The organism is Micrococcus sp. KRD077, from assembly GCF_017168505.1.
In the GTDB taxonomy this organism is placed as follows: domain Bacteria; phylum Actinomycetota; class Actinomycetes; order Actinomycetales; family Micrococcaceae; genus Micrococcus; species Micrococcus luteus.
Window position 1 is genome coordinate 40,480 of record NZ_JABFAZ010000034.1, and the last position, 24,801, is coordinate 65,280.

General features: G+C 73.4%; 23 protein-coding genes. 17 read left to right on the forward strand and 6 right to left on the reverse strand.

What is annotated here, in order from left to right; translation table 11 throughout:
* The 5 genes from J1M39_RS08840 to dop form a co-directional block, all read left to right on the forward strand.
* Positions 1–735, forward strand: a 735-nt coding sequence (locus J1M39_RS08840) for an HAD family hydrolase (protein ID WP_241253975.1), incomplete at its 5' end; no start/stop codon positions are given.
* Positions 732–1,859, forward strand: coding sequence for a site-2 protease family protein (locus J1M39_RS08845; protein WP_095695725.1), 1,128 nt, complete (start codon positions 732–734; stop codon positions 1,857–1,859). The genes J1M39_RS08840 and J1M39_RS08845, both read left to right, overlap by 4 nt.
* Before the next feature lie 16 nt (positions 1,860–1,875).
* Entirely contained in the window at positions 1,876–2,940 is a 1,065-nt protein-coding gene (locus J1M39_RS08850) for a tRNA (adenine-N1)-methyltransferase (RefSeq protein WP_095695726.1), read from the forward strand.
* Positions 2,941–4,695 carry a proteasome ATPase gene (arc, locus tag J1M39_RS08855; RefSeq protein WP_061867271.1) on the forward strand — a complete coding sequence of 585 codons (1,755 nt, stop codon included), beginning with the start codon at positions 2,941–2,943 and terminating at the stop codon, positions 4,693–4,695.
* Positions 4,692–6,419, forward strand: a complete 1,728-nt coding sequence (dop, locus tag J1M39_RS08860) for a depupylase/deamidase Dop (RefSeq protein WP_061873144.1) — start codon at positions 4,692–4,694, stop codon at positions 6,417–6,419. Before arc ends, dop begins: the two co-directional genes overlap by 4 nt.
* A 15-nt stretch (positions 6,420–6,434) precedes the next feature.
* Here dop and J1M39_RS08865 read toward each other — a convergent pair whose 3' ends face one another.
* Both J1M39_RS08865 and J1M39_RS08870 read right to left on the reverse strand, forming a co-directional pair.
* On the reverse strand, positions 6,435–7,028 hold the full coding sequence (locus tag J1M39_RS08865) for a cyclodeaminase/cyclohydrolase family protein (RefSeq protein ID WP_036336873.1): 594 nt from the start codon (positions 7,026–7,028) through the stop codon (positions 6,435–6,437).
* 40 nt (positions 7,029–7,068) lie between these two features.
* A complete protein-coding gene (locus tag J1M39_RS08870) occupies positions 7,069–7,533 on the reverse strand; it encodes a pyrimidine dimer DNA glycosylase/endonuclease V (RefSeq protein WP_036336875.1) in 465 nt (154 codons plus the stop codon).
* Between the two features lie 124 nt (positions 7,534–7,657).
* Between J1M39_RS08870 and J1M39_RS08875 the strand changes: the two genes are divergently transcribed.
* The 12 genes from J1M39_RS08875 (at position 7,658) to J1M39_RS08930 (ending at position 20,015) form a co-directional block, all read left to right on the forward strand.
* Entirely contained in the window at positions 7,658–7,849 is a 192-nt protein-coding gene (locus J1M39_RS08875; RefSeq protein ID WP_036336876.1) for a ubiquitin-like protein Pup, read from the forward strand.
* On the forward strand, positions 7,846–9,240 hold the full coding sequence (gene pafA / locus J1M39_RS08880) for a Pup--protein ligase (RefSeq protein WP_206496687.1): 1,395 nt from the start codon (positions 7,846–7,848) through the stop codon (positions 9,238–9,240). Before J1M39_RS08875 ends, pafA begins: the two co-directional genes overlap by 4 nt.
* 37 nt (positions 9,241–9,277) lie before the next feature.
* On the forward strand, positions 9,278–10,369 hold the full coding sequence (locus J1M39_RS08885) for an FKBP-type peptidyl-prolyl cis-trans isomerase (RefSeq protein ID WP_036336886.1): 1,092 nt from the start codon (positions 9,278–9,280) through the stop codon (positions 10,367–10,369).
* Between the two features lie 32 nt (positions 10,370–10,401).
* Positions 10,402–10,797: an FKBP-type peptidyl-prolyl cis-trans isomerase gene (locus J1M39_RS08890; protein ID WP_010078659.1), complete on the forward strand. Its 396-nt coding sequence runs from the start codon at positions 10,402–10,404 to the stop codon at positions 10,795–10,797.
* A 196-nt stretch (positions 10,798–10,993) separates the two neighbouring features.
* Positions 10,994–12,913, forward strand: a complete 1,920-nt coding sequence (locus tag J1M39_RS08895; RefSeq protein ID WP_342356396.1) for a helix-turn-helix transcriptional regulator — start codon at positions 10,994–10,996, stop codon at positions 12,911–12,913.
* 37 nt (positions 12,914–12,950) lie between these two features.
* Entirely contained in the window at positions 12,951–13,208 is a 258-nt protein-coding gene (locus J1M39_RS08900) for a twin-arginine translocase TatA/TatE family subunit (RefSeq protein WP_002855080.1), read from the forward strand.
* 20 nt (positions 13,209–13,228) lie between these two features.
* On the forward strand, positions 13,229–14,086 hold the full coding sequence (gene tatC / locus J1M39_RS08905; RefSeq protein WP_135019377.1) for a twin-arginine translocase subunit TatC: 858 nt from the start codon (positions 13,229–13,231) through the stop codon (positions 14,084–14,086).
* A 74-nt stretch (positions 14,087–14,160) separates the two neighbouring features.
* Positions 14,161–17,151: a DEAD/DEAH box helicase gene (locus J1M39_RS08910; protein ID WP_144819786.1), complete on the forward strand. Its 2,991-nt coding sequence runs from the start codon at positions 14,161–14,163 to the stop codon at positions 17,149–17,151.
* A gap of 31 nt (positions 17,152–17,182) precedes the next feature.
* On the forward strand, positions 17,183–17,923 hold the full coding sequence (locus J1M39_RS08915) for a DsbA family protein (protein ID WP_036313834.1): 741 nt from the start codon (positions 17,183–17,185) through the stop codon (positions 17,921–17,923).
* A 61-nt stretch (positions 17,924–17,984) separates the two neighbouring features.
* On the forward strand, positions 17,985–18,644 hold the full coding sequence (locus tag J1M39_RS08920) for a vitamin K epoxide reductase family protein (protein ID WP_036313831.1): 660 nt from the start codon (positions 17,985–17,987) through the stop codon (positions 18,642–18,644).
* A 54-nt stretch (positions 18,645–18,698) separates the two neighbouring features.
* The gene (locus J1M39_RS08925; RefSeq protein WP_036313828.1) at positions 18,699–19,076 is read left to right on the forward strand and encodes an ArsR/SmtB family transcription factor; all 378 of its coding nucleotides are present in this window, start codon (positions 18,699–18,701) and stop codon (positions 19,074–19,076) included.
* Positions 19,077–19,106: 30 nt separating this feature from the next.
* Entirely contained in the window at positions 19,107–20,015 is a 909-nt protein-coding gene (locus tag J1M39_RS08930) for a cation diffusion facilitator family transporter (RefSeq protein WP_036313825.1), read from the forward strand.
* Positions 20,016–20,220: 205 nt separating this feature from the next.
* Here the strand turns inward: J1M39_RS08930 and J1M39_RS08935 are convergent, their stop codons facing one another.
* The 4 genes from J1M39_RS08935 to J1M39_RS08950 form a co-directional block, all read right to left on the reverse strand.
* Positions 20,221–20,838, reverse strand: coding sequence for a recombinase family protein (locus tag J1M39_RS08935; RefSeq protein WP_036313821.1), 618 nt, complete (start codon positions 20,836–20,838; stop codon positions 20,221–20,223).
* A gap of 124 nt (positions 20,839–20,962) precedes the next feature.
* Positions 20,963–22,129 carry a TniQ family protein gene (locus tag J1M39_RS08940; RefSeq protein ID WP_080695849.1) on the reverse strand — a complete coding sequence of 389 codons (1,167 nt, stop codon included), beginning with the start codon at positions 22,127–22,129 and terminating at the stop codon, positions 20,963–20,965.
* Positions 22,126–23,043, reverse strand: a complete 918-nt coding sequence (locus tag J1M39_RS08945; protein ID WP_049147597.1) for a TniB family NTP-binding protein — start codon at positions 23,041–23,043, stop codon at positions 22,126–22,128. The genes J1M39_RS08940 and J1M39_RS08945 overlap by 4 nt, the downstream gene beginning before the upstream one ends.
* A partial coding sequence (locus tag J1M39_RS08950) for a Mu transposase C-terminal domain-containing protein (RefSeq protein WP_446740326.1) occupies positions 23,037–24,801 on the reverse strand: 1,765 nt, incomplete at its 5' end. The genes J1M39_RS08950 and J1M39_RS08945, both read right to left, overlap by 7 nt.

The window sequence follows — 24,801 nt, forward strand, 5'->3', positions numbered from 1 at the left end:
CGCCACCCCGCGCCCGCCCCGGACGACCGTGCCCGCCGCCTGCCACGCGCCGTCCTGTGGGACATGGACGGCACCCTCGTGGACACGGAGCCCCTGTGGAACGCCGTCCAGCGCCGCCTGGTGGTCGAGCACGGCGGCACCTGGTCGGATGACCTGGCCGCCTCCCTCGTGGGACGCCCCCTCGACGAGGGAGCGCGCCGCCTGCAGGAGGCCGGGCTGGACCTGCCCGTGCAGCGGATCATCGACCTGACGATGGACGAGGTCGTCCAGGGGGTCGTCCGTGGGGTGCCATGGCGGCCGGGTGCCCGGGAGCTGCTCGTCGCGCTCGCCGAGGCCGGCGTGCCGGGCGCCCTCGTGACGATGTCCCATGCCCCACTGGCCCGCGCACTGGCCGAGCGGGCGCCGGCGGGCACGCTGGACGTCGTCGTCTCGGGGGACATGGTCTCCCGGGGCAAGCCCGACCCGGAGGCGTACCGGCTGGGCCTGCAGCTGCTGGCCGAGCGGACACCGGGGCTGACGGCCGCCGACTGTGTGGCGGTCGAGGACTCCCCGGTGGGCGTCGGCGCGGCCGTGGCCGCGGGCCTGCCGACGGTCGGCGTGCCCAGCGTGCTGCCGCTGCCGGCGGGGCTCGCGACCGTCGAGTGGACGACGCTTGCCGGCCGCACGCCGGCCGACCTCGCCGCGGTCCGTCGGATCGCCGCCGCGCGCGGGCCCGGGGCGGACGGGGCCGGATGAGCGGGCCCGCCTCCGTCCGGCTGGGCACGATCGCCGGCGCGCCGGTGCGCCTGTCCTGGTCCTGGCTCCTGATCGCAGCGGCCATCACCCTCGCGTTCGGCCCGCAGATCCAGCGCGCGCTGCCCTCGATCGGCGGCGGCGCCTACGGGGTGGCCCTGGGGTACGCCGTGCTCCTGGCGCTCTCCGTCCTGGTCCACGAGGCCGCCCACGCCCTCACCGGCCGCGCCTTCGGCCAGCGCACCGAGGAGATCGCGCTCACCCTGTGGGGCGGGCACACCCAGTTCCGCAGCCCGTCCGCCCGACCGCTGGACACGGTGCTCACCGCGATGGCCGGCCCCGCCGCGAACCTCGTGCTCGCGGGCCTCGCCCACCTGGCGGCCCGCGCCGTGGCCGGCCCGTCCGTCCCCGCCCTGCTGCTCGAGGTCACGGTGTGGGCCAACCTCCTCCTGGCCGCGTTCAACGCGCTGCCGGGCACCCCGCTCGACGGCGGCCGCATGGTCGAGTCCGCCGTCTGGGCCGCCACCGGCTCCCGGGCCCGTGGCGTCGAGGCGGCCGGCTGGGCCGGGCGCGTCGTCGCGGTGGGCGTCCTCGCGGCGGTGCTCGGCCCCCCGACCCTCGCAGGCCGCGCGCCGGACCTGTTCGTCGTCGTCCTGGCGGCCTGGGTCGCCCTCACGCTGTGGCGGGGCGCGGACGACGCCGTGCGCCACGGGCGCTGGAGCCGCCGGCTGGAGACCCTGCGGCTCGAGCAGGTCGAGGCGCCCGCCATCGCCCTGCCCGAGCACCTCAGCGTCGCCGAGGCCCTGGCCCAGGCGGACGGCGGCCGCCGCGCCGTCGTGGCCGTGGACGGGGCCGGTCGGCCCCGCGGCGTGCTGGACCTCACGGCCGCGGCGGGCCTGACCCCGGCGCGCCGCACGACCATCGCCCTGGCCGCGGTCGCCGTCGCGCTGGCCCCGGAGGCCGTGCTCGTCCGCGACGACGTCCCCGCCGCCGGTCCCGGCCTGGCCGCCCGCCTGGCCGACCCCCAGACCCCCGTGTGGGTGCTGACCGACGCGCACGGCCTCGTGCGCTCCGTGGTGCCCCGCGAGACGATCCTCGCCGCCGTCGACGCGACGCGGCGTCCCTGAACCGAAGGAGCCCCCCATGACCGAACCCACCGGCGTGAGCGCGCGCCGCGGCCCCCTGCGGGCCGGCCAGCGCGTGCAGATCAAGGACGCGAAGGGCCGCCTCAACACGATCACCCTGCTGCCCGGCGGGGAGTTCCACAGCTACCAGGGCGTGCTGCGGCACGACGACCTGATCGGCGGCTTCGAGGGCGTCGTGGTCGAGAACTCGGCCGGCCAGCCGTACCAGGTGCTGCGCCCCCTGCTGAACGACTTCGTCCTGTCCATGCCCCGCAGCGCCACGGTGGTCTACCCGAAGGACGCGGCGCAGATCGTGCAGCAGGCGGACATCTTCCCGGGCGCCGTCGTGGTCGAGGCCGGCGTGGGCTCCGGCGCCCTGTCCATGTCCCTGCTGCGCGCCGTGGGCGACCACGGTCGCCTGCACTCCTACGAGCGCCGCCCGGAGTTCGCGGACGTCGCCCGGGCCAATGTGGAGGCCTTCTTCGGCGCCGAGCACCCCGCCTGGTCGGTGCACCTCGGCGACGCGCAGGAGGAGATGCCCAAGGTCCACGAGCCGGGCTCCGTGGACCGGGTGGTCCTGGACATGCTGGCCCCCTGGGAATGCCTCGACGCCGTCGCCGAGGTCCTGGCCCCCGGCGGTGTGTGGCTGAACTACGTGGCCACCGCCACCCAGCTCTCCCGCGTGGCCGAGGCCATCCGGGACTCGGGCCGCTTCACGCAGGTCGAGGCCAACGAGACCCTCGTGCGCGGCTGGCACCTGGACGGGCTCGCCGTGCGCCCCGACCACCGCATGGTCGCGCACACCGGCTTCCTCCTCACGGCCCGCCGCCTGGCCTCGGGCGAGGAGGCGCTGCGCCTGAAGAAGCGCTCCAAGGTCTCCGAGTTCAGAGCCGAGGACGTCGAGGCCTGGCAGCCGGCCGACGAGGCCCGGTGGACGCCCGAGGCCCTCGGCGAACGGCCGATCACAGACAAGAAGGCGCGCAAGGCGGCGAAGGAGGCCCGCCTCATGGCCGCGCGGTCACGCGCCGCCGAGCAGGGCGTGGACGCGTACGGTGGGAGGACCCCGACCGGGGAGCAGGACTGAGTGGACGGAGCACCGGTGGACCACCACGCGCAATCAGGCACGGAGCACGCCGAGCAGCGCCTCGCCGAGGCGCGGGAGCTGCTGCGGCAATCCCAGGCCGAGGCCGAACGGCTGCGGCACCAGCTGCAGTCCGCCCAGCGGCACGCCGCCGGCCTGAGCGAACGCCGTCGGGCGGCCGAGGCCCAGACGCAGACGGCCGCCCGCAACAACCGGCGCATGGTCGAGCTGCTCGAGGCCACGCGCGCCGAGATCACGACGCTCAAGGAGAACCTGGACGCCGTCACGCATCCGCCGTTCACCTTCGCCACCCTCGAGGCCGTCCACGCCCCGCGCGAGCCCGAGGAGGGCGTGGAGACCGGCGCCGTGGTGCGCGGGGGAGCGGACGTCGTGCAGAACGGCCGGCGGCTGCGCGTGACGGTCTCCCCGCTGCTCGACGCCGCCCGCCTCACCCCCGGCGCCCAGGTGCTGCTGGACGAGTCCAGCTCGATCGTCGGCGTCGCCCCGGGCACGGGGTCGGGTCAGCTGCTGCGCGTCAAGGAGGCGCTGCCCGACGGCGGCCTCGTCCTGGCCGGCACGGCGGACGAGGAGCGCGTGGTGCGGCGCGCGCCCGCGCTGGAGGGCGTCGACCTGCGCCACGGGGACGCCGTCACCGTGGACGCCCGCGTCGAATGGGCGCTGCGGCGGGTCGAGCTGTCCGAGGTGGACGAGGTGCTGCTGGAAGAGGTCCCGGACGTCACGTTCGAGGACATCGGCGGCCTCGGCCCGCAGATCGACCGGATCCGCGAGGCCGTCGAGATCCCGTTCCTGCACCCCGAGGTCTACCGCGAGCACGGCCTGCGCGCCCCCAAGGGGATCATGCTGTACGGCCCGCCCGGCACCGGCAAGACCATGCTCGCCAAGGCCGTGGCCAACGCCCTCTCGGCCCGCAGCGCGGACGGCGAGCGCTCGTTCTTCCTCAACGTCAAGGGACCCGAGCTGCTGAACAAGTACGTGGGCGAGACCGAGCGGCAGATCCGCGTCATCTTCGACCGGGCCCGCGAGAAGGCCGACGCCGGCTTCCCCGTGGTCATCTTCTTCGACGAGATGGAGTCGCTGTTCCGCACGCGCGGCTCCGGCGTCTCCTCGGACGTGGAGACCACGATCGTCCCGCAGCTGCTCACCGAGATCGACGGCGTCGAGGCCCTCGAGAACGTGATCGTCATCGGCGCCTCCAACCGCGAGGACATGATCGACCCGGCCGTGCTCCGCCCCGGCCGACTGGACGTGAAGATCCGCGTGGACCGTCCCGACGCCGACGGCGCCGCGGAGATCATGGCCAAGCACCTCACCGTAGACGTGCCCCTGCACGCCGACGACGTCGTCGCGGCCGGCTCCGCGGACGCGGCCCGCGCGACGCTCATCGCCCGGACGGTCGCCGCCCTCTACGACCGCGGCGCGGACACCGCGCTGGCGGAGCTGACGGACGTGTCCGGCACGACCCACGCCCTGCACCTGGCCGACCTCGTCTCGGGCGCCGTGGTGGCCGACGTCGTGGACCGCGCCAAGCGGCACGCGGTGCGCGACTACCTGGCCGCCGGCCAGGCCCCGGCCGCGCTCGGCGTCCGCGAGGGCCACCTGCGCGAGGCCGTGGCCGCGGTGCTGGAGGACCAGACGGACCTGCTGGCCACGGTCGCGCCCGCCGAGTGGGCGCGCACCTCCGGCTGGCGCGGTCCTCGGCTGCGCTCGCTGCGCATGGTCCGGGGGGTCGGGGCATGAGCGCGTTCGGCCGCGGGGCCGCGGACGGCTTCACCCGGGCCGTCGCCGTCGACGTCGGCCCGACCCCCGCCTTCGAGGGCCAGCGCCGGCTGTTCCACGGCGCGGCCGTGCCCCCGAACGGGCGGGACGCCGCCGGCTGGGGCGTGCACCGGGTGATGGGCACGGAGACCGAGTTCGGCATCCACGCGCCGGCCAACCCGGGGGCGCACCACAGCGTGCTCTCGGTCGAGCTCGTGAACGCGTACGCGGACCTGGTCACCCGGTCCGGCTCGACGGTGGCCGGCACGGAGTGGGACTACACGGGGGAGTCGCCGCTCGTGGACGCGCGCGGCTGGCGGCTGCCTCGTTCGGCGGCGCATCCCTCGCAGCTGACCGACGAGGCGCTCGTGGGCCCGGACGGGGAGCCCGTGCACCTGCTGCTGTCCACCGTGCTGGCCAACGGCGCGCGCTGGTACGTGGACCACGCCCACCCGGAGTACTCGTCGCCGGAGACGACCACCCCGCGGGATGCCATGGTCTGGGACGCCGCCGGGGACCTGGTCGCCCAGGCGGCGGCCGAGCACATCGGCCAGGCCGACGGCGCCCCGGAGGTGCTGGTCTACAAGAACAACGTGGACGGCAAGGGCCAGTCCTACGGCGCGCACGAGAACTACCTCGTGGCCCGGTCCCTCGACTTCGAGGAGCTCACCGCCGTCCTGCTGCCGTTCTTCGCGGCACGGCAGGTGCTCGTGGGCGCGGGCCGCGTGGGACTCGGCCCGGCGGGGGAGCGGCCGGGCTTCCAGCTGTCCCAGCGGGCCGACTACTTCGAGGAGCCCGTGGGGCTGGAGACCACGATCCACCGGCCGATCGTCAACACGCGGGATGAGCCGCACGCCCGTCCCGAGGCCTACCGCCGGCTCCACGTGATCATCGGCGACGCGACGCTGAGCCAGCACGCCACGTGGCTGCGGATGGGCATGACCGCGCTCGTCCTCGCGATGGCCGAGGCCGGGACCGCGCCCCGGCTCACCCTGGACGACCCGGTGGCCGCGTTGCAGACGATCAGCCACGACCCGGGCCTGCGGGCCACGGTGCCGCTGCTCGAACGCACCGCGGACGGCCCCGTGCGCCGGCACTGGACCGGGCTGCAGATCCTGCGGTCCTACCTGGACGCGGCCCGCGCCCACTGCGCCGCCTTCGGGGTGACGGATCCGCAGACGCGCGAGGTGCTGGAGGCCTGGGCCATCGACCTCGACGACGCCACCGCGGATCCGCTGTCCCTGAGCGACCGTGCCGACTGGGCGGCCAAGCTGCGCGTCCTCGAGGGCCTGCGGGCCCGCACGGGCGCGGACTGGACCGACCCCCGCCTCGCGATGGTGGACCTGCAGTACGCCGACCTGCGCCCGGCCCGCTCCCTGCACCGCCGCCTCGTGGCCGCCGGCGCCCTCCGGACGCTCGCCGACGAGGCGGAGATCCGTGCCGCCGTCGCCACGCCGCCGCGGGCCACCCGCGCGTGGACCCGCGGCAACCTCGTGGGCCGCCACGGTGACCGCGTGGCCGGCGCCGCGTGGGAGACGCTGCTGCTGCGCGGGGCGGGGGAGCGGGTGCACCGGCTGCACCTGGCCGAGCCGCTGGTCGGCGCCGCCGTGGACCTGCCCGGCTGGTGGGAGGACGCCGCCGCGCCCCGGCCCGACGACGAGGCGCTCGTGGCCACGCTGCCGCCGCTGTTCGGCGCGCGGGCCTGAGGCGAGGGCGGGCGCTCAGCCCGTGACGGCCGCGCGCACGCGGCCCAGCAGGGCGTCCGCCCGCGCGACGAGACGGTCCGCCCGGTCGACGTCGGTGCGCACGATGCCCTCCAGGCCCTCGTCGCGGAGGGGGCCCAGGTTGGTCTCGAGGGTCACCGCGGCGGCGGTGAGGCCGCCCCGGACGCAGCCGAGCGCCGCACCGACGTCGGAGAGCACGTTCGGGTTCGCCGCGTCCAGCACACGCTCGGCCAGGTCCAGCGCACGCTCGGCGACGTCGACGATCCCGCGGGGCGGCTGGACGGCCTCGGCCAGGGCGGCCTGGATCGCGGCCGAGCGCCGGGCCCGGTCCTCCAGGGTGTCGCGGGGCAGCCCGAACGCCTCGGCCACGGCGCCGAAGCCCCGCTCGTCGCCGTCGGCGAGGCCGAGGCACGCCGCGATCAGGCCCTCCGATGCCCGGGCGTCCTCCTCGGCCGCGCTGAACCGGGCCGCCATGGCCAGCAGTCCGGCGCCCTCGGCGACCGCGAGCGCGCCCGTCGCGCCGCCGCCGGGGGTGGGCTCGCCGGAGGCGAGGCGCCCCAGATAGCTCTCGATGCTCTCGTCGCGGATCATGCCCCCACGGTGCCAGACCGGGCCCGACCGTGGCCCGCCCTCAGGCGCGCTCCCAGGAGGCGACCGGCCCCGGGACGATCGTGAACAGCGGGTGCACGTCGGGGACGGGCGTGTCCGACCACCGTTCGAGCCAGGCGGGGCTGCGCGCGGCCAGCTTGGCGCACAGGTGACGCCACTCCAGGTCGCGCTGGCCCGTGGTGGCCGGGATCGGTGCGAGACCGGCGGGCGGGATGCGCACCGCGCCGTCGGGGGCGGGGCACGGCCGGTCGATCCGGGAGTGGTCGAAGCGATAGCCGCGCGCCGTGGCCTCGGCCTCGAGGCCGGAGAGGAACGCACCGATCGCGCCGGACGGGTCCGGGTGCTCCCGGAACCTCAGCAGCTGCGGGTGGTCCCGATACCCGCGCGTGCGGCCGGCCAGGACGGCCTGCGCGAGCAGGGCCTCGCGCCAGGCGCCCGTCAGGCCCTGACGGTCGAGGTGGCGGGGGTGAAGGGTCCACAGGCGCATGCCCCCATCCTGCCAGCGCGGGGCAACCCGGGGGCGTGGGGCTGAAACGTGGCCCGCGCGTGGGGCAGGATGGGTGGACGCGGACGGAGCACACCGACCCGCGTCGACGCACGAGGAGGCCACCATGTCCCAGGAGCAGATCCGCCCACGCCCGTCCGGCGGCGACGACGAGACCGGCGCCGCGGCGGGCCAGGCGCACGTGAAGCCCGCGGCCCAGGACCAGCGCCTGGACAGCCTGCTGGACGAGATCGACTCGGTGCTGGAGTCCAACGCCGAGGAGTTCGTCAAGGGCTTCGTCCAGAAGGGCGGCCAGTGACCGACGCGGACCGCGCCCGCCGGATCTTCGGCCTGGAGACGGAGTACGGCGTCCAGCACTGGAACCCGGAGGGGCGCGCGCTCAGCCCCGAAGAGGTCGTCCGCTACCTCTTCCGGCCCGTCGTCGAGTGGGGGCGGTCCTCGAACGTGTTCGTGGCCAACGGCTCCCGGCTCTATCTCGACGTCGGCTCCCACCCCGAGTACGCGACCGCCGAGTGCTCGACGCTCGACGAGCTCATCGCCTCGGACGGGGCGGGGGACCTGCTGCTGCACGACCTCGTGGTCCAGGCCGAGGAGCGCATGGCCACGGACGGGGTCGGCGGCCGGATCCACCTCTACCGCAACAACGCCGACTCCTCGGGCAGTTCCTACGGCTCCCACGAGAACTACCTGCTGCGCCGGCGCACCGAGTACCGGCGGCTCACCGAGGCGCTCGTCCCGTTCCTCGTCTGCCGGCAGATCCTCGTGGGCGCGGGCCGCGTCGTGCCCGCCGGCACGTGGCCCGAGGGCGAGGGCCCGGCCCACTTCGCGTTCTCCCAGCGCGCCGACTTCGTGCAGGACGGCGTGTCCTCCTCCACCACGCGGTCCCGGCCGATCATCAACACGCGGGACGAGCCGCACGCGGACGCCTCCGAGTACCGGCGCCTCCACGTGATCGTGGGGGACACGAACCTCTCCGAGCACACCCACCTGCTGCGCTTCGGCGCCACCGACCTGCTGCTGCGGATGATCGAGGCGGGCTTCCCGCTCGGGGACCGCGTCGTCGCCCACCCCACCCGTGCGGTGCGGCAGATCTCCCACGACCTCACCGGCACGGCCCGCATCGCGCTCCGGGAGGGGGAGGCCTCCGCGCTCGAGCTGCAGGAGCACTACCTCGAGCGGGCCCGCACCTTCGTCGCCGCGGAGGGCGCCCACCACGACCGGGTGGGGGAGGTCCTCACCCTGTGGGGCGAGGTGCTCGACGCCGTCCGCACCGGTGACCGGTCCCGCATCGAGGACCGCATCGACTGGGCGATCAAGCTGCGCCTGCTGGAGGACTACCGGGCGCGCCACGACCTGGGCTGGGACGCGCCCCGCCTCGCCCAGCTGGACCTGGCCTTCCACGACATCGACCCCGACCGGGGGCTGTTCCGCCTGCTGCTCCGGCGCGGCGCCGTCGCCCGCCTGCTGCCCGAGGACGCCGCCCGGTCCGCCGTCGAGACCGCCCCGCCCACCACCCGGGCCCGCGTGCGCGCGGACTTCGTGGCCCGCGCCCGGGAGCGCGGCCTGGACTACGCCGTCGACTGGACGACCCTGAAGCTCACCGACCATCCGCTGCACGCGATCGTGACGAAGGACCCGTTCGACACGTCGTCGGCCGCCGTCGACCGGCTGTTCGGGCGAATCGCCTGACAGCGCACGCCCAGGACGCGCCGTTAGGGTGACCCGCATGAGTTCGTTCGAGACCCCCCAGCCCCCGACGGCCCGCCGCCGTCGCCGCCTGCTGCCGCTGCTGTCCCTCGGCGCCGCGGGCCTGATGCTGGCCACCGCCTGCGCCACCGGCGACGACGGCGCGGACCAGCCCCACAGCGACACCGCGTCGGCCTCCACGTCGGCCGCCCCCGAGCGGGCGGCCGTCGGCGAGGGCCAGGGGGAGCCGGACGCCCTGACGGGTGTCACCTTCACGGAGGGCGACGGCGGGGCGCCGACGGTCGAGATCGACGGGGAGATCGACACCGACCAGCCCACCACGCGCGTGCTGACCGCCGGCGAGGGGGAGCAGGTGCAGGAGGGCGACGTCCTGAAGATGTCGATCGCCGTCGTCGATCCGGCCAGCGGCGAGGTGGTCGCCGAGAACTTCAGCGGCGAACCGGAGGCCGTGCCCGTGGACGACCAGCTCAAGTCCATGAACCCGGAGATCCACGAGATGCTGGTGGGCAGCGGCGCCGGCACGATCGTCGCCGCGTACAGCCCCGAGTACGACGTCTCCGTCCCGCAGACCGAGAGCGCGTCGCCGAGCGCCTCCCCCTCCACCCAGACGCAGCCCGCCCAGCTGTTCGTCTACAAGATCGACGCCATCCTGCCGAAGCAGGCCGAGGGCGAGGAGGTGACCGAGCGGGACGAGCGCCTGCCCGACGTCACCGTGGACGAGCAGAGCGGTCGGCCGAGCATCGCGAAGCCCGACGGCGAGGCGCCCCAGGAGCTGGTGGTCCAGCCCCTGATCGAGGGCGAGGGCCACGAGGTCGGGGCGGACGACACCGTGACCGTGCAGTACGAGGGCGTGACGTGGTCCGACGGCGAGGTCTTCGACTCGTCCTGGGAGACGGGCCAGGCGATCACGTTCTCCCTCAACCGGGTCATCGAGGGCTGGAAGGAGGGTCTGGCCGGCCAGAAGGTGGGCTCGCGCGTCCTCCTGTCGATCCCGGCCGAGAAGGCCTACGGTGAGCAGGGCAGCCCGCCGGACATCGGCGAGAACGAGCCCCTGCTGTTCGTGGTGGACATCCTGGACGCCCAGGCGTCCGCCACCCCGTCGGCCAACTGACCCCGTCCACGAGAACCCCAGAGGAGAGCACCGTGTCCTTCGGACAGCGCGACTACGACCGCACCAAGCCCGAGATCGACTTCCCGGGCGAGACCCCGCCCACCGAGCTCGTGGTGGAGGACCTGATCGAGGGCTCCGGCCCGGCCGTCGAGGCCGGCTCCCGCGTGCAGGTCCACTACGTGGGCGTGGCCTGGTCCACCGGCGAGGAGTTCGACGCCTCGTGGAACCGCGGCACCCCGCTGCCCCTGACCGTCGGCGTCGGCCAGGTCATCGCCGGCTGGGACCAGGGCCTGCTCGGCATGAAGGTCGGCGGCCGCCGCCGCCTCGAGATCCCGCCGCACCTGGGCTACGGCGCCCGCGGCGCCGGCTCCGCGATCGGGCCGAACGAGACGCTCATCTTCGTCTGCGACCTCGTCTCGGTCGACTGACCCCGGGCCCCGTGACCCGACCCCACCCGCCCCGCGGCGCGCCGGCGACGAGGCCGCCGAGCGCATCATCTCGCTGCTGTGGCTGCTGCTCTCGGCGCCGCACGGCCTCGAGCGTGACCGGATCCGACGGCAGGTCGTCGGCTATGAGGGGCTCACGGACACCGCTTTCGAGAAGCTCTTCCAGCGGGACCGCCGCGTGCTGCGCGCCGTGGGGGTCCCGCTGGAGACCCTCGAACCCGCGGGCTTAGACGAGGGCGAGGCGGGGGTGCGGCACCGCGTCGTCCGCGACGCGCTGCTGCTGCGCGACCTCGACCTGACCGTGGACGAGCGCCGCGCCCTCGTGCGGGCGCGGCGCCTGTGGGGCGACTCGCCGCTGCGCGCCGACGTCGTCCGCGCCGTGGGCCTGCTGTTCCAGCCGGCCACCGACCTCACGGGCGATGACGAGCTGGCCGGGTACCACACCCTCATGCCCCGGGCCGACCCCCGGCTCGAGGCCCTCACCCAGGCCGTGGCCGACGAGGCCGTGCTGCGCTTCCCCTACCGCGACGCGCGGGGGCGGGCCACCCGGCGCACCGTGCGGGCCTGGTACCTCACCCTCGTGCGCGGCCGCTGGTACCTCACCGGCTGGGACCTCGACCGCGGCGCCGAGCGCAGCTTCCGGCTCACCCGGATGGAGGGGGAGCCGCGCCGCGTCGAGCGGGCGACGGACGCCCCCGGCCGTCCCGAGGACCACGACCACGCCGGCCTCGTGGCGCGCCTGGCCGGGCAGGCCGACGCCGAGCGGGTCCGGGTGTGGCTCGCGCCCGGCCGGGGTCAGGGCGTCCGCGCGGTCGGTGAGCCCGCCGAGCCCCGGGTCGAGGACGGCGCCGCACCGGGGCCCGACTGGGAGCTCTGGGAGGCCCCCGCCGGGCCGCGCGAGGACGGCCTCGCCGCGGAGATCGGCGGCCTGCTGGGCCGGGCCGTGCCCTCCGCCGCGCACCCGGACCTGACCGACCGCGTCCGCGCGGGCCTGGCCGCCGCGGCGGAGGCCCACGCCGGCCCCGCCGACCCGGCCCTGCTCGAGGTCCCGCTCGCCGCGCCCGTCCGACGTCGCGCCCGCGACTCGAGCGAGGACCTCGTGGGCCGCCTGCTGGACATCGTGGGGCTGGCCAACCGGGCCGGTGGGGTGGACCGGGCGGAGCTGCGCGCCCGCCTCGGCATCACCGACGAGCGCCTCGACGCCGACCTCGAGACGCTGCGCTACTGCGGCATGCCCGAGCGGGACTTCCCCGGCTTCCAGTTCGAGGTGGCGGAGGTCGGTGGCCGCGTCCACGTGGAGCGCGCCGCCGACCTGGCCGGTCCCGTGCGGCTGACGCGCCCCGAGGCGCACAGCCTCGTCGCCGCCCTGCAGACGGTCGCGGACCTGCCGGTGCTGGACGAGGCCGACCGCGAGGCCGCTCGCTCCGCCCAGCGCCGGATCCGCGCCGCGGTCCTGGACGCGGGGGCCCCGGATGCGGACGACGCGGACGACGCCGCCCTCCGGGAGGCCGAGGCGCACACCGCCGGCGAGCCCCCGGTCGCCGTCGCCGCCCACTGGGACGTGGCCGTGGACCCCGCGACGGTGCGCACCCTGCTGGCCGCCGTGGCGGAGCGGGCCGTCGTCCATCTGACCTACCGCTCCGTGCATGCCGATGCCCTCACCGAGCGGGACGTGGAGCCGCTGGCCCTCGTGCAGGACGGGGCGCGCCTCTACCTGCAGGCGTGGTGCCGTCGCGCCGAGGACCACCGGGTGTTCCGGGTGGACCGGATCAGCGCGCCCGCACCCACGGGGGAGACGTTCGCGCCCCGGGCTCGGCCCGCGCGCTGGCGGGTCCATCCCGACGACACTGCGGGGGTGCCGGTGCTGCTGCGCTGGGCCCATCCCGTCCGCGACGCGGCCGCCGGCTACCGCCCGGACGCCCAGGCCGACCTGCCCGACGGCGACCGGCTCACCCGGGTGCATCTGACCGACGCCGCCGTGGCGGCCGCGCTGGTCGGACGCCACGGCGGCGCCGTCGAGGTGCTGGCCCCCGCCGACCTCCGGACGTCCGTGGCGGACGCGCTGGGCGATGCCCTCGCGGCCCTGCCGGCGCGGTAGCCTGGACCCCGGAACCCCATCGAAAGGACCCTTCATCATGGCTGGACTCCAGGGCTGGCAGCTCGTCATCATCATCCTGCTCGCGATCCTGCTCTTCGCGGCGCCGAAGCTGCCCGCGATGGCCCGCAACCTCGGCCAGTCGATGCGCATCTTCTCCTCCGAGGTGAAGCAGATGCGCACCGAGGGCAAGGGCACCACGGACGAGCGCTCCGGCGCCGGCTCCACCGCCGCGGACGAGCCGGTCGAGGGCCGCGTCGTCGAGCGTGACGAGACCGACCCGCGCGACCCGCGCTGAGCCGGAAGGACCCCCACCCGATGACCGAGGTCGACGAGGTCGCCCGCCGCACCCGGCGCCGCCGGAAGCGGCGGGACAACCCCACCGGCGAGATGCCGCTGCGCGAGCACCTCACGGAGCTGCGCAACCGACTGCTGAAGTCGGCGCTCGCCGTCGCGGTCGGCATGGTGATCGGCTTCCTCGTCTACCAGCCGGTCATGGCGGAGCTGTTCCGCCCGGTCAAGGAGATCGCCAGCCAGGGACACACGGCGGCCGTCGCCTATGACACGGTGGCCTCGCCGTTCGACCTCATGCTCAAGGTCAGCATGTTCATCGGGCTCATCTTGTCCAGCCCGGTCTGGCTCTACCAGATCTGGGCATTCATCGTGCCGGGACTGAAGAAGACCGAGAAGAAGTACGCCCTGGGCTTCATCGCCGCGGCCGTGCCCCTGTTCGTGTTCGGTATCGCGCTGGGGTGGCTCGTGATGCCGCAGGCCGTCCAGTTCTTCGTGGGCTTCACTCCCGAGGGCGGCGCGAACCTCCCGACGGCGTCGGTGTACATCAGCTTCGTCACGCGTCTCTACCTCGCGTTCGGCGTGGCCATGGTCCTGCCGGTGCTGCTGGTGGGACTGAACATGCTCGGCATCCTGCCGGGCCGCACGATCGTCCACCACTGGCGCATCACCGTCTTCGTGATCATGCTGATCGCCGCGATCGCCGCCCCCGGTGCGGACGCCATCTCCATGTTCTACATGGCGATCCCGCTCGTCGTCCTCTTCGGCGTGGCCATCGTCCTGTGTCTGTGGGGCGACCGGCGTCGCGACCGTCGGCAGGGCCAGCGTGAGATGGACGTCGAGGCGGAGCTCGCCGCAGGCCCGAAGCCGCTCGATCAGATCTGAGCGGCGCCCGCCGCAGCCCTCCCGCCCGGACGCACGAGCACGACGGTGTCCGGACCCGCCAGTAGGGTGGGGCCATGGCCCACCATCCCGCGTCCGCGACCCCGCACGACGAGCCCGAGCTGAGCCCGGCGGAGCGCTACGCCCGTGCCCGGGCGGCCCGGCACCACGCCGGCTCCGAGCTCGGCCGGTTCGCCGCACGCGTGGGCTTCCCCCTCGACGACTTCCAGCGCCGCGCGTGCGCCGAGGTGGAGGACGGCCACGGCGTCCTCGTCGCGGCGCCCACCGGCGCCGGCAAGACGGTGGTCGGCGAGTTCGCCGTCCACCTGGCCCTGGCCCGCGGCACGAAGGCGTTCTACACCACCCCCATCAAGGCCCTCAGCAACCAGAAGCACGCGGACCTCGCCCGCGTGCACGGTGCGGAGAACGTCGGCCTGCTCACGGGGGACACCTCCGTCAACCCGGATGCGCCCGTCGTCGTGATGACCACCGAGGTGCTGCGCAACATGCTGTACGCGCAGTCGGACACCCTCATCGACCTCGGCTTCGTCGTCATGGACGAGGTCCACTACCTCGCCGACCGGTTCCGGGGCCCGGTGTGGGAGGAGGTCATCATCCACCTGCCCGAGCACGTGCAGCTGATCTCCCTGTCCGCCACGGTGTCCAACGCCGAGGAGTTCGGCGCCTGGCTCGACACGGTCCGGGGCGCCACCACCGTGATCGTCTCCGAACACCGGCCGGTGCCGCTGTGGCAGCACGTCATGGCCGGGGGCCGGCTCTACGACCTGTTCGCCGAGGACATCGCCTTCGAGGACGCCGCGGACCGGGACGGGGAGGCCCTGCTCAACCCCGAGCTCAAGCGCCTGGGGGAGGAGACCGAGCGCCGGTTCCAGCGCGCGGACTGGGGACGGCCCGGGCGGCAGCAGCACCGCGACGGGCGCGGGGGCGGCCCGAAGGGCCGGGTCAGGGGCGGCCGACGCACGACTCGCGACGGCGGCCGGGGCCGGAACGGCTCCTCCGCGCTGGACCGGGAGCGGCCGGTCTCCGGTCGGCCGGGCGGTCACGACGGCGGCCAGCGGCGCGGACCGCGGCTGTCCACGTCGCGTCCGGAGATGATCCGGGTCCTCGACCGCGACGGGCTGCTGCCATGCATCACCTTCATCTTCTCGCGGACCGGCTGCGACGCCGCCGTGGAGCAGTGCCTGCGGGCCGGGCTCGACCTCACCACGGCGCGGGAGAAGGCGCTCGTGGCCGAGCGGGTCGAGGAGGCGGCGCGCCTGCTGCCCGTCGAGGACCTGGAGATCCTCGGGTTCTGGGCGTGGCGGGACGGCCTGTCCCGGGGCTTCGCGGCCCACCACGCCGGCATGCTGCCCCCGTTCAAGGAGGCCGTCGAGGACCTGTTCACCGCCGGCGCGCTCAAGGCCGTGTTCGCCACGGAGACCCTCGCCCTCGGCATCAACATGCCGGCCCGCTCCGTGGTGATCGAGAAGCTGGTCAAGTTCAACGGCGAGAACCACGTCGACATCACGCCGGGGGAATACACCCAGCTGACGGGCCGGGCGGGCCGCCGCGGCATCGACGTCGAGGGCCACGCCGTGGTGATGTGGCGTCCCGGGCTGGACCCGGCCGCCGTCGCGCGCCTGGCCTCGCGCCGCACGTACCCGCTGCGCTCCTCGTTCCGGCCCACCTACAACATGTCCGCGAATCTGCTGGCACAGGTCGGCGCGGAGCAGGCGCGGGGCATCCTCGAGTCCTCGTTCGCCCAGTTCCAGGCGGACCGCTCCGTGGTGGGCCTGGCCCGCGAGCTCCGTTCGAAGCAGGCCAGCCTCGAGAAGTACGAGGAGGCCATGCAGTGTCACCTCGGCGACTTCGCCGAGTACCTCACCCTGCGCAAGGAGCTCGCGGCCGCGGAGAAGTCCGGCTCGCAGGGACGCCGTCGAGCCCACCTGGCCGCCGTGAAGGACTCGCTCGCGAACCTCGCGGTCGGGGACGTCGTCGAGCTCGATGCCGGCCGCTCACTCGGCCGGGCCGTCGTCGTGTTCCCCGCCGGCAACCCCCAGAATCCGCGCGTCGGCGTCGTCACGGACAAGGCGCAGCTGCGCCGCATCACGGTGGACGACGTCGCCGGGCCGGTCGAGCCGGTGGCGGGCGCCGCCCTGCCCCAGGTGGTGCAGGTGAAGACGCCCACGCAGCGCAAGGACGTCGCCGCCCTCATGCGCGAGGCCGTGCGCACGGGCCGCCCGCCCGCCGGAGGCCGCCGCACGGCGGGCTTCCGCCTCCGGGAGGACCCGGCCGCACCCCGGGTCGAGGAGCTGCGCCGGGCGCTGCGCCGCCACCCGTGCCACGGCTGCCAGGACCGCGAGGAGCACGCCCGCTGGGGCGACCGCTGGTGGGCCATGCGGCGGGAGGTCTTCGTCCTGCGGGAACGCATCGCGGGCCGCACCAACACCATCGCCCGCACGTTCGACCGCGTGGTCGGTCTGCTGCGCGCCTACGGCTACGTCCAGGAGGACGCGTCCTCGCCCCGTGCGGCGCTCACGGAGCGCGGCGAGGCCCTGCGCCGGATCTACGGCGAGCGGGACCTGTTCACCTCCCTGGTGCTGCAGGATCCGGCCACGGACGGCCTGACGCCGGAGGAGTGGGCCGCCGTCGCCGCGCTGCTCGTGTACCAGGGCAAGGGGGAGACCGAGCCCGGACTGGTCCCGATGCCGACCCCCCGGCTCGCACGCGTCGCAGAGGCCGCCGAGCGCATCGAGGAGCGCCTGCGCACGGACGAGGCCCAGGCACGGCTCGAGCCCACGCCCCGGACGGACCCCGGCCTGGTGGCGCCCATGCATCGCTGGGTGCGGGGGGCCACCCTGCGCCGCACCCTCGAGGGCGCGGACCTCGCCGCGGGCGACTTCGTCCGCTGGGCGCGGCAGGTCATCGACGTGCTGGACCAGCTGGCCAACGTCCCCGGGGACGCCCGTCGCAGCCGTGCCTGCCGCCGGGCCGCGGACCTCGTCTCCCGCGGCGTCGTGGCCACCTCGCTGCCGGCGGCCTCGGCGCCCCGCGCGGACGAGGACTGACACGGGCTAGGGTGGGCGGATTGGACCGCTCGTGACTTCCCCTGACCCCACCGCTTCCACCCCGTCTTCTCCCACCCCGTCCCGGCAGCGCCGGGCCAAGATCGTGGTCTGGGTGCTGCTGGGCCTGGTCGTGGCCGCCGCCCTCATCGGTTACCTTGTGGCCCGCGGGACCGCCACCGCCCAGCAGCAGGACCCCAACCAGTCCACCGCCCAGTCCACCGGGCAGTCGACTGGGTCTGCCGGTCAGTTGGTGCGGGAGAATAGCCGGGTGCTCTCGCAGGCCCCCAATGAGAAGGCCGTGCTGGTGGAGTTCCTGGACTTCGAGTGCGAGGCCTGCGCGGCGGCTTACCCCTTCGTGGAGGACCTGCGCGCCGAGTATGCGGACACCGTGACCTTCGTGCACCGGTACTTCCCGCTGCCGGGCCACCCGAACTCGGTCACCGCGGCCATCGCCGTGGAGGCCGCTGCCCAGCAGGGCGCCTACGAGTCGATGTACCAGAAGATGTTCGAGACCCAGACCGAGTGGAGCCACACCACGGAGGACCGCAGCCCGGTCTTCCGGGCCTACGCCGAAGAGTTGGGCCTGGACATGGCCGCCTACGATGCCGCGGTGGCCGACCCGGCCACCCGGGACCGGGTCGAGCTGGACGTGGCCGACGGCACCGCCCTGGGCGTGGCCGGGACCCCGACCTTCTACCTCGACGGTGAGCCGCTCACCGTGAACAGCCTGGAAGAGTTCACCGCCGCCGTCGAGGCCGCCACCCAGGACTGACCGCCCGGACCATCCGCGGCCACCCGGGCCAGAGCAGAGGACCGAGAGCAAAGGACTTCCCATGACCGACCGGCTCACCGAGCCCACCGCCCCGAGCGCCGCCTCCCCAGTATCGGCAGCCGGCCCGGCGCCGGCCCCGGCGTGGTTCACCGGGCGCCGGGCCTTCGGCCTGGTGCTGCTCGTCACCGGCGCCGTCGGCTGGATCGCCTCGGCGACCCTGGTCCTCGAACGCCTCGCCCTCTACGAGAACCCCGGCCACACCACCAGCTGTGACATCAACCCCTGGGTGTCCTGCGGACGGGTCATGGGCACCTGGCAGTCCGAGCTGTTCGGCTTCCCCAACCCGCTGATCGGCATCGTCGCCTTCGCCGTGGTGATCTCCACCGCGATGGTCGTGCTCTCCGGGGCCCGGCCCGGCCGCGGGTACTGGCTCGGGCTGCAGGCCGGGGTCACCCTCGGGATAGGGTTCGTGGCCTGGCTGTGGTTCCAGGCCCTGTACGAGATCTACATCCTCTGCTTGTACTGCATGATCGTCTGGGCGGCCATGATCCCCCTGTTCCTCCTGCTCACCGCCCGCAACCTCGCCCACGGCGTGATCCCCGCCCCGCCGGGGGTGGTCCGGTTCGCCACCGGCTGGGCCGGGACCCTCATCGCCGTCGCCTACGTCGCCGTCGCCGGCTCGGTCTTCGTCCAGTTCCTCCCCGCCTTCACCGGCTTCTGACCGGTCCTGGGGCGCGACCTCGCCATTATCGACTGAAGGCGCTATCATCGTCGTATGACGATGATTAAGGAGCCGGGGGTGTCCCCGGCGGCGGGCCTGGGCCCGGCGGCGGCGCTGTTCCACGGGTTCTCCGACCCCACCCGGTTGGCGATCCTGCGGCACCTGGCCACCGGGGAGCACAAGGTGCGCGAGCTGACCGAGCACCTCGGGTTGGCCCAGTCCACGGTCAGTGCGCACCTGGCCTGCCTGGCCGGCTGCGGGTTGGTGGCCTCCCGGCCGGTGGGCCGGGCCTCGCTGTACGCCCTGGCCGCCGAGCCCGAGCTGCTTCAGGTGCTGGCCGCCGCCGAGCGGCTGCTGACGGTCACCGGGCACGCGGTCGAGCTCTGCCCACACTCCGGCACCCCGGGCCCCGACGGCCCCGCCGCGGCCTGAGCCCGGTCCCGGAGAAGGAGGACACAGTTAATGGGTGCACACCACCACGCCTCGCCGGCGCACCGCTGGCGGCTGGCGGTCGCTTTCGCCATCACCACGGCGGTGCTGCTGGCCGAGGTGGCCGGGGCGCTGATCACCGGCAGCCTGGCCCTACTGGTGGACGCGGCGCACATGCTCACCGACGCTGGCGGGTTGCTGATGGCTCTGCTGGCCTCCACCCTGATGGCCCGGCCGCCCACGGCCCGGCGCACCTGGGGGTTCCTGCGCGCCGAGGTGTTGGCCGCCCTGGCCCAGGCCGCCATCCTGCTGGCCGTGGGTCTCTACGCCTTCATCGAGGGCCTGCAGCGACTGTTCGCCCCGCCCGAGGTAGCCTCCGGCCCTCTGCTGCTGTTCGGGATCCTCGGCTTGGCCGGTAACCTCGCCTCGCTGGCCGTCCTCGGCTCCGGCCGCGGGGCCAACCTGAACATGCGCGCCGCGTTCCTGGAGGTCCTCAACGATGCGCTGGGCTCGGTGGCCGTGATCGCCAGCGCCCTGGTCATCGCCACCACCGGCTGGGCGCAGGCCGACGCCGTGGCCGGGATGCTCATCGCCGTGTTGATTGTGCCCCGCACCCTGAAGATCCTGGCCGAGGCCGCGCACATCCTGCTCGAATCCACCCCCCGGGACCTGGACCTCGCCGAGGTTCGGGACCACCTTGAAGCGGTGCCGCACGTGGTGTCCGTGCACGACCTGCACGCCTCCCAGATCGCCACCGGGGTCCCCGTGCTCAGCGCCCACGTCGTCGTCGAGGACCACTGCTTCCACGACGGGCACGCCCCCCAGATCCTGGACCAGCTCCAACACTGCGTCGCCGAGCACTTCGACGTGGCGATCGACCACTCCACCTTCCAACTCGAACCCGCCGCCCACGCCCACCACGAACACCCCACCCACCACTGACCCAGTGGGGCTGGTTGAGCAATAGACGCGTCCGCAGGAGGAACCCCCCACCGGACACACCCGCAGCCGACATGGATGAACAGTGGCACGCCACTAGGGACATCCCGCATGACCCGTCCGGTGGTCCGTCCCGCGACGGCACGTCATACGACACGCCCCCGGGTGGGTCACCATCGGCGGCACACAGCTCCGCAGCCCGCGGTGGTCATCGGCGTTGGGCCAGCACCTTCTGTCCGGCTTCGCGCAGTTCCCCGGTGGGTGAGACGTGGCGGTAGAGGGTCTGGCGGGTGATGCCCAGTTCCTTACACAGGGCACCGACGTTGGTGTCCTTGTTCCCCATCGAGGCCATCGCCAGGCGGATCTTGGCCGGGGTCATCTTGTAGGGCCGGCCGCCCTTGCGGCCTCGGGCCCGGGCCGAGGCCAGGCCGGCCTTGGTGCGTTCGGAGATCAGCTCGCGTTCGAACTCGGCCAGGGCGGCGAAGATCCCGAACACCAGCTTGCCGGAGGCGGTCGTGGTGTCAATCGCCGCCCCCTGGCCGGTGAGCACCTTCAGGCCCACGCCCCGCTCGGTGAGCTCGTGCACGATGTTGACCAGGTGGCGCAGGTCCCGGCCGAGTCGGTCCAGCTTCCACACCAGCAGGGTATCCCCGGCCCGCAGCGCTTTCAGGCACGCGGCCAGATGGGGACGGTCATCGCTCTTGCCGGAGGCCTTGTCCTCGTACAGAGCCTCCGGTTCCACGCCGGCTTCGAGCAGGGCGTCGCGTTGCAGGTCGGTGGCCTGGGAGCCGTCAGCCTTAGACACCCGCATGTACCCCACGAGCACCGCCCACCACCCCTGTCATTTATTCGATCGTTTATGTGACACGAGGCCCGCAGAGCGAGATGTTGAGAAATATTGTCACGTAACCGGTCATTTATTCTACGTCTCGCAGACGGTCACGGCGCAGCTATGGTGACAGGTAGTCCGAAGGGATGCCGAGCTCGGTGAAATTGCTCCGGACGCCTTGGATCACTTCGTCGTTGTCGCGGCGGTACATCGTGCAGAAGTTGAAGAGTTGGCGGGCGGTCTCGGGGGTGGTCCGGGCTTCCTCGACGACGGCCTGAAAGTTCTTTTTGATCTCCTGCCAACGGATGGCGGTGGGGTCCGTGGTTTGTTCGGTGCTGCCGGGGTCGCGGGAAATGTCCGGTTGGGGCAGGAACACCTCGGCTTCGCGTCCGGGGCAGGTCATGGCCCGGGTTTCGAACAGGTGTATCGCGGTGGCGGCGGCTTCCAGGGACTGGAGTTGGCGCTGATCGGAGAGTTCCTCGTAGGGGCGCCACGGGCCCTGTCCGGCGCGGACCGGGTGGCCGGTGCGGTCCCACACCTGTCGTGTCAGCCGGCCGGGTGCGCCGCATTCGATGATGGTCGCGCCGAGCTCGTCGAGCAGCGTCCTGAGTAGTCGGAACCAGAGGCCTGCGTGCACCCGGTGTCGGGGAAGGGCGACGGATCCTGTGGTCAGGGCCTGCCAGGTCCGCTGGTCCATGCTCCGGATCGCCGCCCCGACCGGTCGCGGCTCGGGCCTACCCGGCGAGACGTGCCAGAAGTCGTGGTAGCCCACCGGGCCGTTGTGGCGTTCGAGTCGGCAGTGGTGGACGGGGCAGGAGAGCATTAGGGGCACCAGCCACGCCAGTTGGTAGGGGCAGGGAGGGGTGGATTCCATGGTGCAGCGCGGACAGGCCCGGTGTTGCCAGCCGGCATCCGTGGGCAACCAGGCCCGCCAGTCCTCCACGGTACGGTCGCGTCTCCTTCCCCGGGGCAGCAGTACCGCCAGCTGGCGGGTATAGGTGGTGTAGGCCTCCGCCGCTGGCTCGAGTTGGTCCAGCAGCCAGGGGGTCTGCCCGCCGAGAGTCATGGCCCGTATGGTGTCGGTTCCGGTTCTGGTGCGGCCGGCTAGCTGGTTGATGAATTCCTCCGGGGCGGCCACGTCCAGGTCCCCGGGGCGGGAGATGCAGAACCCGGTATCGAGAACGAGGTCCTCGACCTCGGCCCCGTAGCGGTGGGCTATCCGGCGCAGCCAGGAGGTGAGTGCCTCACCGGTGACCGGGGCCGGGTGCACCGGCCACCGAGTGCTCACAGCAGCTCGCGTTCGAAGACCCGGCGGCGTTCGGTCGGCCCGGTGTAGTTAGCCATCGTCAGGGTCCGGTGGTCGATGGCCTCGAGGCCGGACTCGACGGCGGCCACCGCGGCCGCGGTCAGCAGGTGGGCCAGCTCCCCGATGGTGCCCTCGCTGCGGGCCAGCAGGTAGCGGGCCATGTCCTCGGTGTCGATCACCGATGGTTTCCGGAGGGGGAAGGAGGCGGCGAAGCTGGCCAGCAGGGATCTCGCCTGGTCGTCGGCCTCCCAGAGCGGGAGCACGAAGGGTTCGAAGCGGTTCTCCAACTGGTCATCGGAGCGCACCGCCAGGTAGGCCTCGCGGGTGCCGACCCCGACCAGCGGGATGCGCAGTTCGTTGCCCAGAAACCGCAGTAGGTTCAGGAACTCCCGACGGGTGTCCCCGCGACCGGCCAGCACGTTGTGCAGCTCATCAACGACCAGCATCCGCGCCCCGACCTCGCGCAGCAGGGACAAGGCGAGGCGTTCGAGCTCCACCAGACGAGGCCGGGGCCGCAGGGGTGCGCCCAGGACGGACAGGATCGCGGTGTAGAACCGCAAGGGTGATGGTTCCGAGGGCATCTGCACGCACACCACCGGGACCTGCTCCCGGTCCGGTTCGGAGCTGGGCGGGTGCTGCCGGCGGAAGCGCTCGATGATCATCGACTTGCCGTTGTTTGTCGGGCCCACCAGTAGCAGGTTGGGCATGCGCTGCTTCGCCGGCCAGCCGAGCATGGTCTCCAGACGCTCGACGGCCTCGACCGCCTTCGGGTAGCCGATCCAGCGGTCCGCGCGGATCCGCTGGACCCGCTCGGCCGCCGGCAATCGCGCCACCGGCTGCGCGGCCGGGTGCAAGTGGGACAGCTCCAGCGGCTCGTACTCGTTGGCATTCACCATTGCTCGATCTCCCCGAACCGGGCCACCACATCCAAGTCCGTTGGTACGACCGGTGGTTCCGGCACCGGGGGCGTCGGCCTCGTAGTGGTCGTCCCGGTCTGGGTGCGGCGTTGCCTCTCGCGGCGGGTGCGCTTGGTGGTCTTCTGGGCGGTCTCGGAGATGGTGCGCATCTGCTCGATCATCCGGAACAGGCCCGACTCGTCGACTTCGGTGGCCCCACGCTCGCGCAGCCGGGCCAGAGCCTGCCGGTGCTCCCACACGCTGACCGCCGGGTTCGACAACGCCCGATACGGGACCTCGATGTACGCGGTGCCCTCGGGGTCCAGCACCCAGATGCGGCTGATATCGCGCGGATCCCGCCGGATGAGGAACCGCTCCAGGGCCTCGCGGCGTGCGATCCACGGCTTGAGCGCATTGGCGAAATAGTGGACATGGTCCAGAACAAACCCGGTGCGCGTGAGCTTGCGGCGGAACACGGGCAGAAAGTCCACTAAGAACGCCGTTGGGTTGGCCGTCGTCATCGGGGTACTGGTCGCTGCGACCGACTCGACCCACCGTCCGGCCGGGGTCTGGCCCAGCGTGGAGTGCACCGTGTCGTGGTAGGTCGCCACAGCCAACACCAGCCACCGCTCCAACTCGGCAATCGTCAGTGCGGCCATCTTCTCGGCGTCGTACGCTCCACGCTCGACTGGGTTCGAAAACGTGGTCCCCGGCAGCTCGTGGATCTGTCGCATGGCCGTGCCGATGACCCGCTCGACGATCCCGCCGTAATGCGGCCGGCCCAGCGGGCGGTAGTCGAGGCTGATACCGTGCTGGTCGCACCCGCGGGTGAGCGCTTCGCTCTTGAACTCCCGAGCATTGTCCACATACAGGGCCTTCGGCTTGCCACTCATCGGCCAGGCCGCGTCGATTCCGAGCCGCTCCAGCCAGGGCCGCTTGTCACCGGCCGCATGGGCCAGGCACAACCCCACCGACACCGCCGAGGGCGGCTCCAAGGTCACCACCATTCCAACCAGACACCGACTGCACACGTCGATGGCCACCGTCAGATACGGCCGTCCGATCGGCTGACGGTCACGGTCATCGACCACGATCAGATCCATGACCGTGTGATCGATCTGCACCTGGTCCAGGATCGACTCGACTACCGGAACCTCGTCCCCGGCCGATTGCAACGGCCGGACGCTCTCGGCCCCCTCGCGCCGCCGGCCCACCTCGACCGGATTCATCCGAGCGATCCGCGCGGCCACCGTGTTCCGTGCCGGAGCCGGCAGCCCCTGCACGGCGCAGGCCCGCGTGATCTCCCGATGCAGGGAGGCAATGCTGCGCTTCTGCCGGGTCAAGTACCGCTGGCACACCAGCTCACGGATGATCTGCTCCACTGGCTCCGTCAGCCGGCCCCCACCCTTGCCACCATCCGATCGCCGGGGGACAAGATCAGTGACCAGGCCCGAGCCCCGCCGGTACCGCTCCAGCAGCACGTACACCCGGCGCCGGGAGATCCCCAGCTCCATCGCGGCTTCGTCGACGGCAGCCAGTCCCACTGGATCGTGCTCGGCCAGGCGACCGATCACCCCGGCCCGCAACCGGGCCTGCTCCCACTCACGCTCGGGCACCGCAAGCACGCCCGGAGTTGAGTCCCTGATAGTGGTGTAACCCTCCCCGGTCACCGACACCGTCCCCTGCACGGACGCGGTCACCGTGGGAGCCTTCGAGCGAACCTTCCAGAGCACTCTCGAAAGGGACATCACCACGATG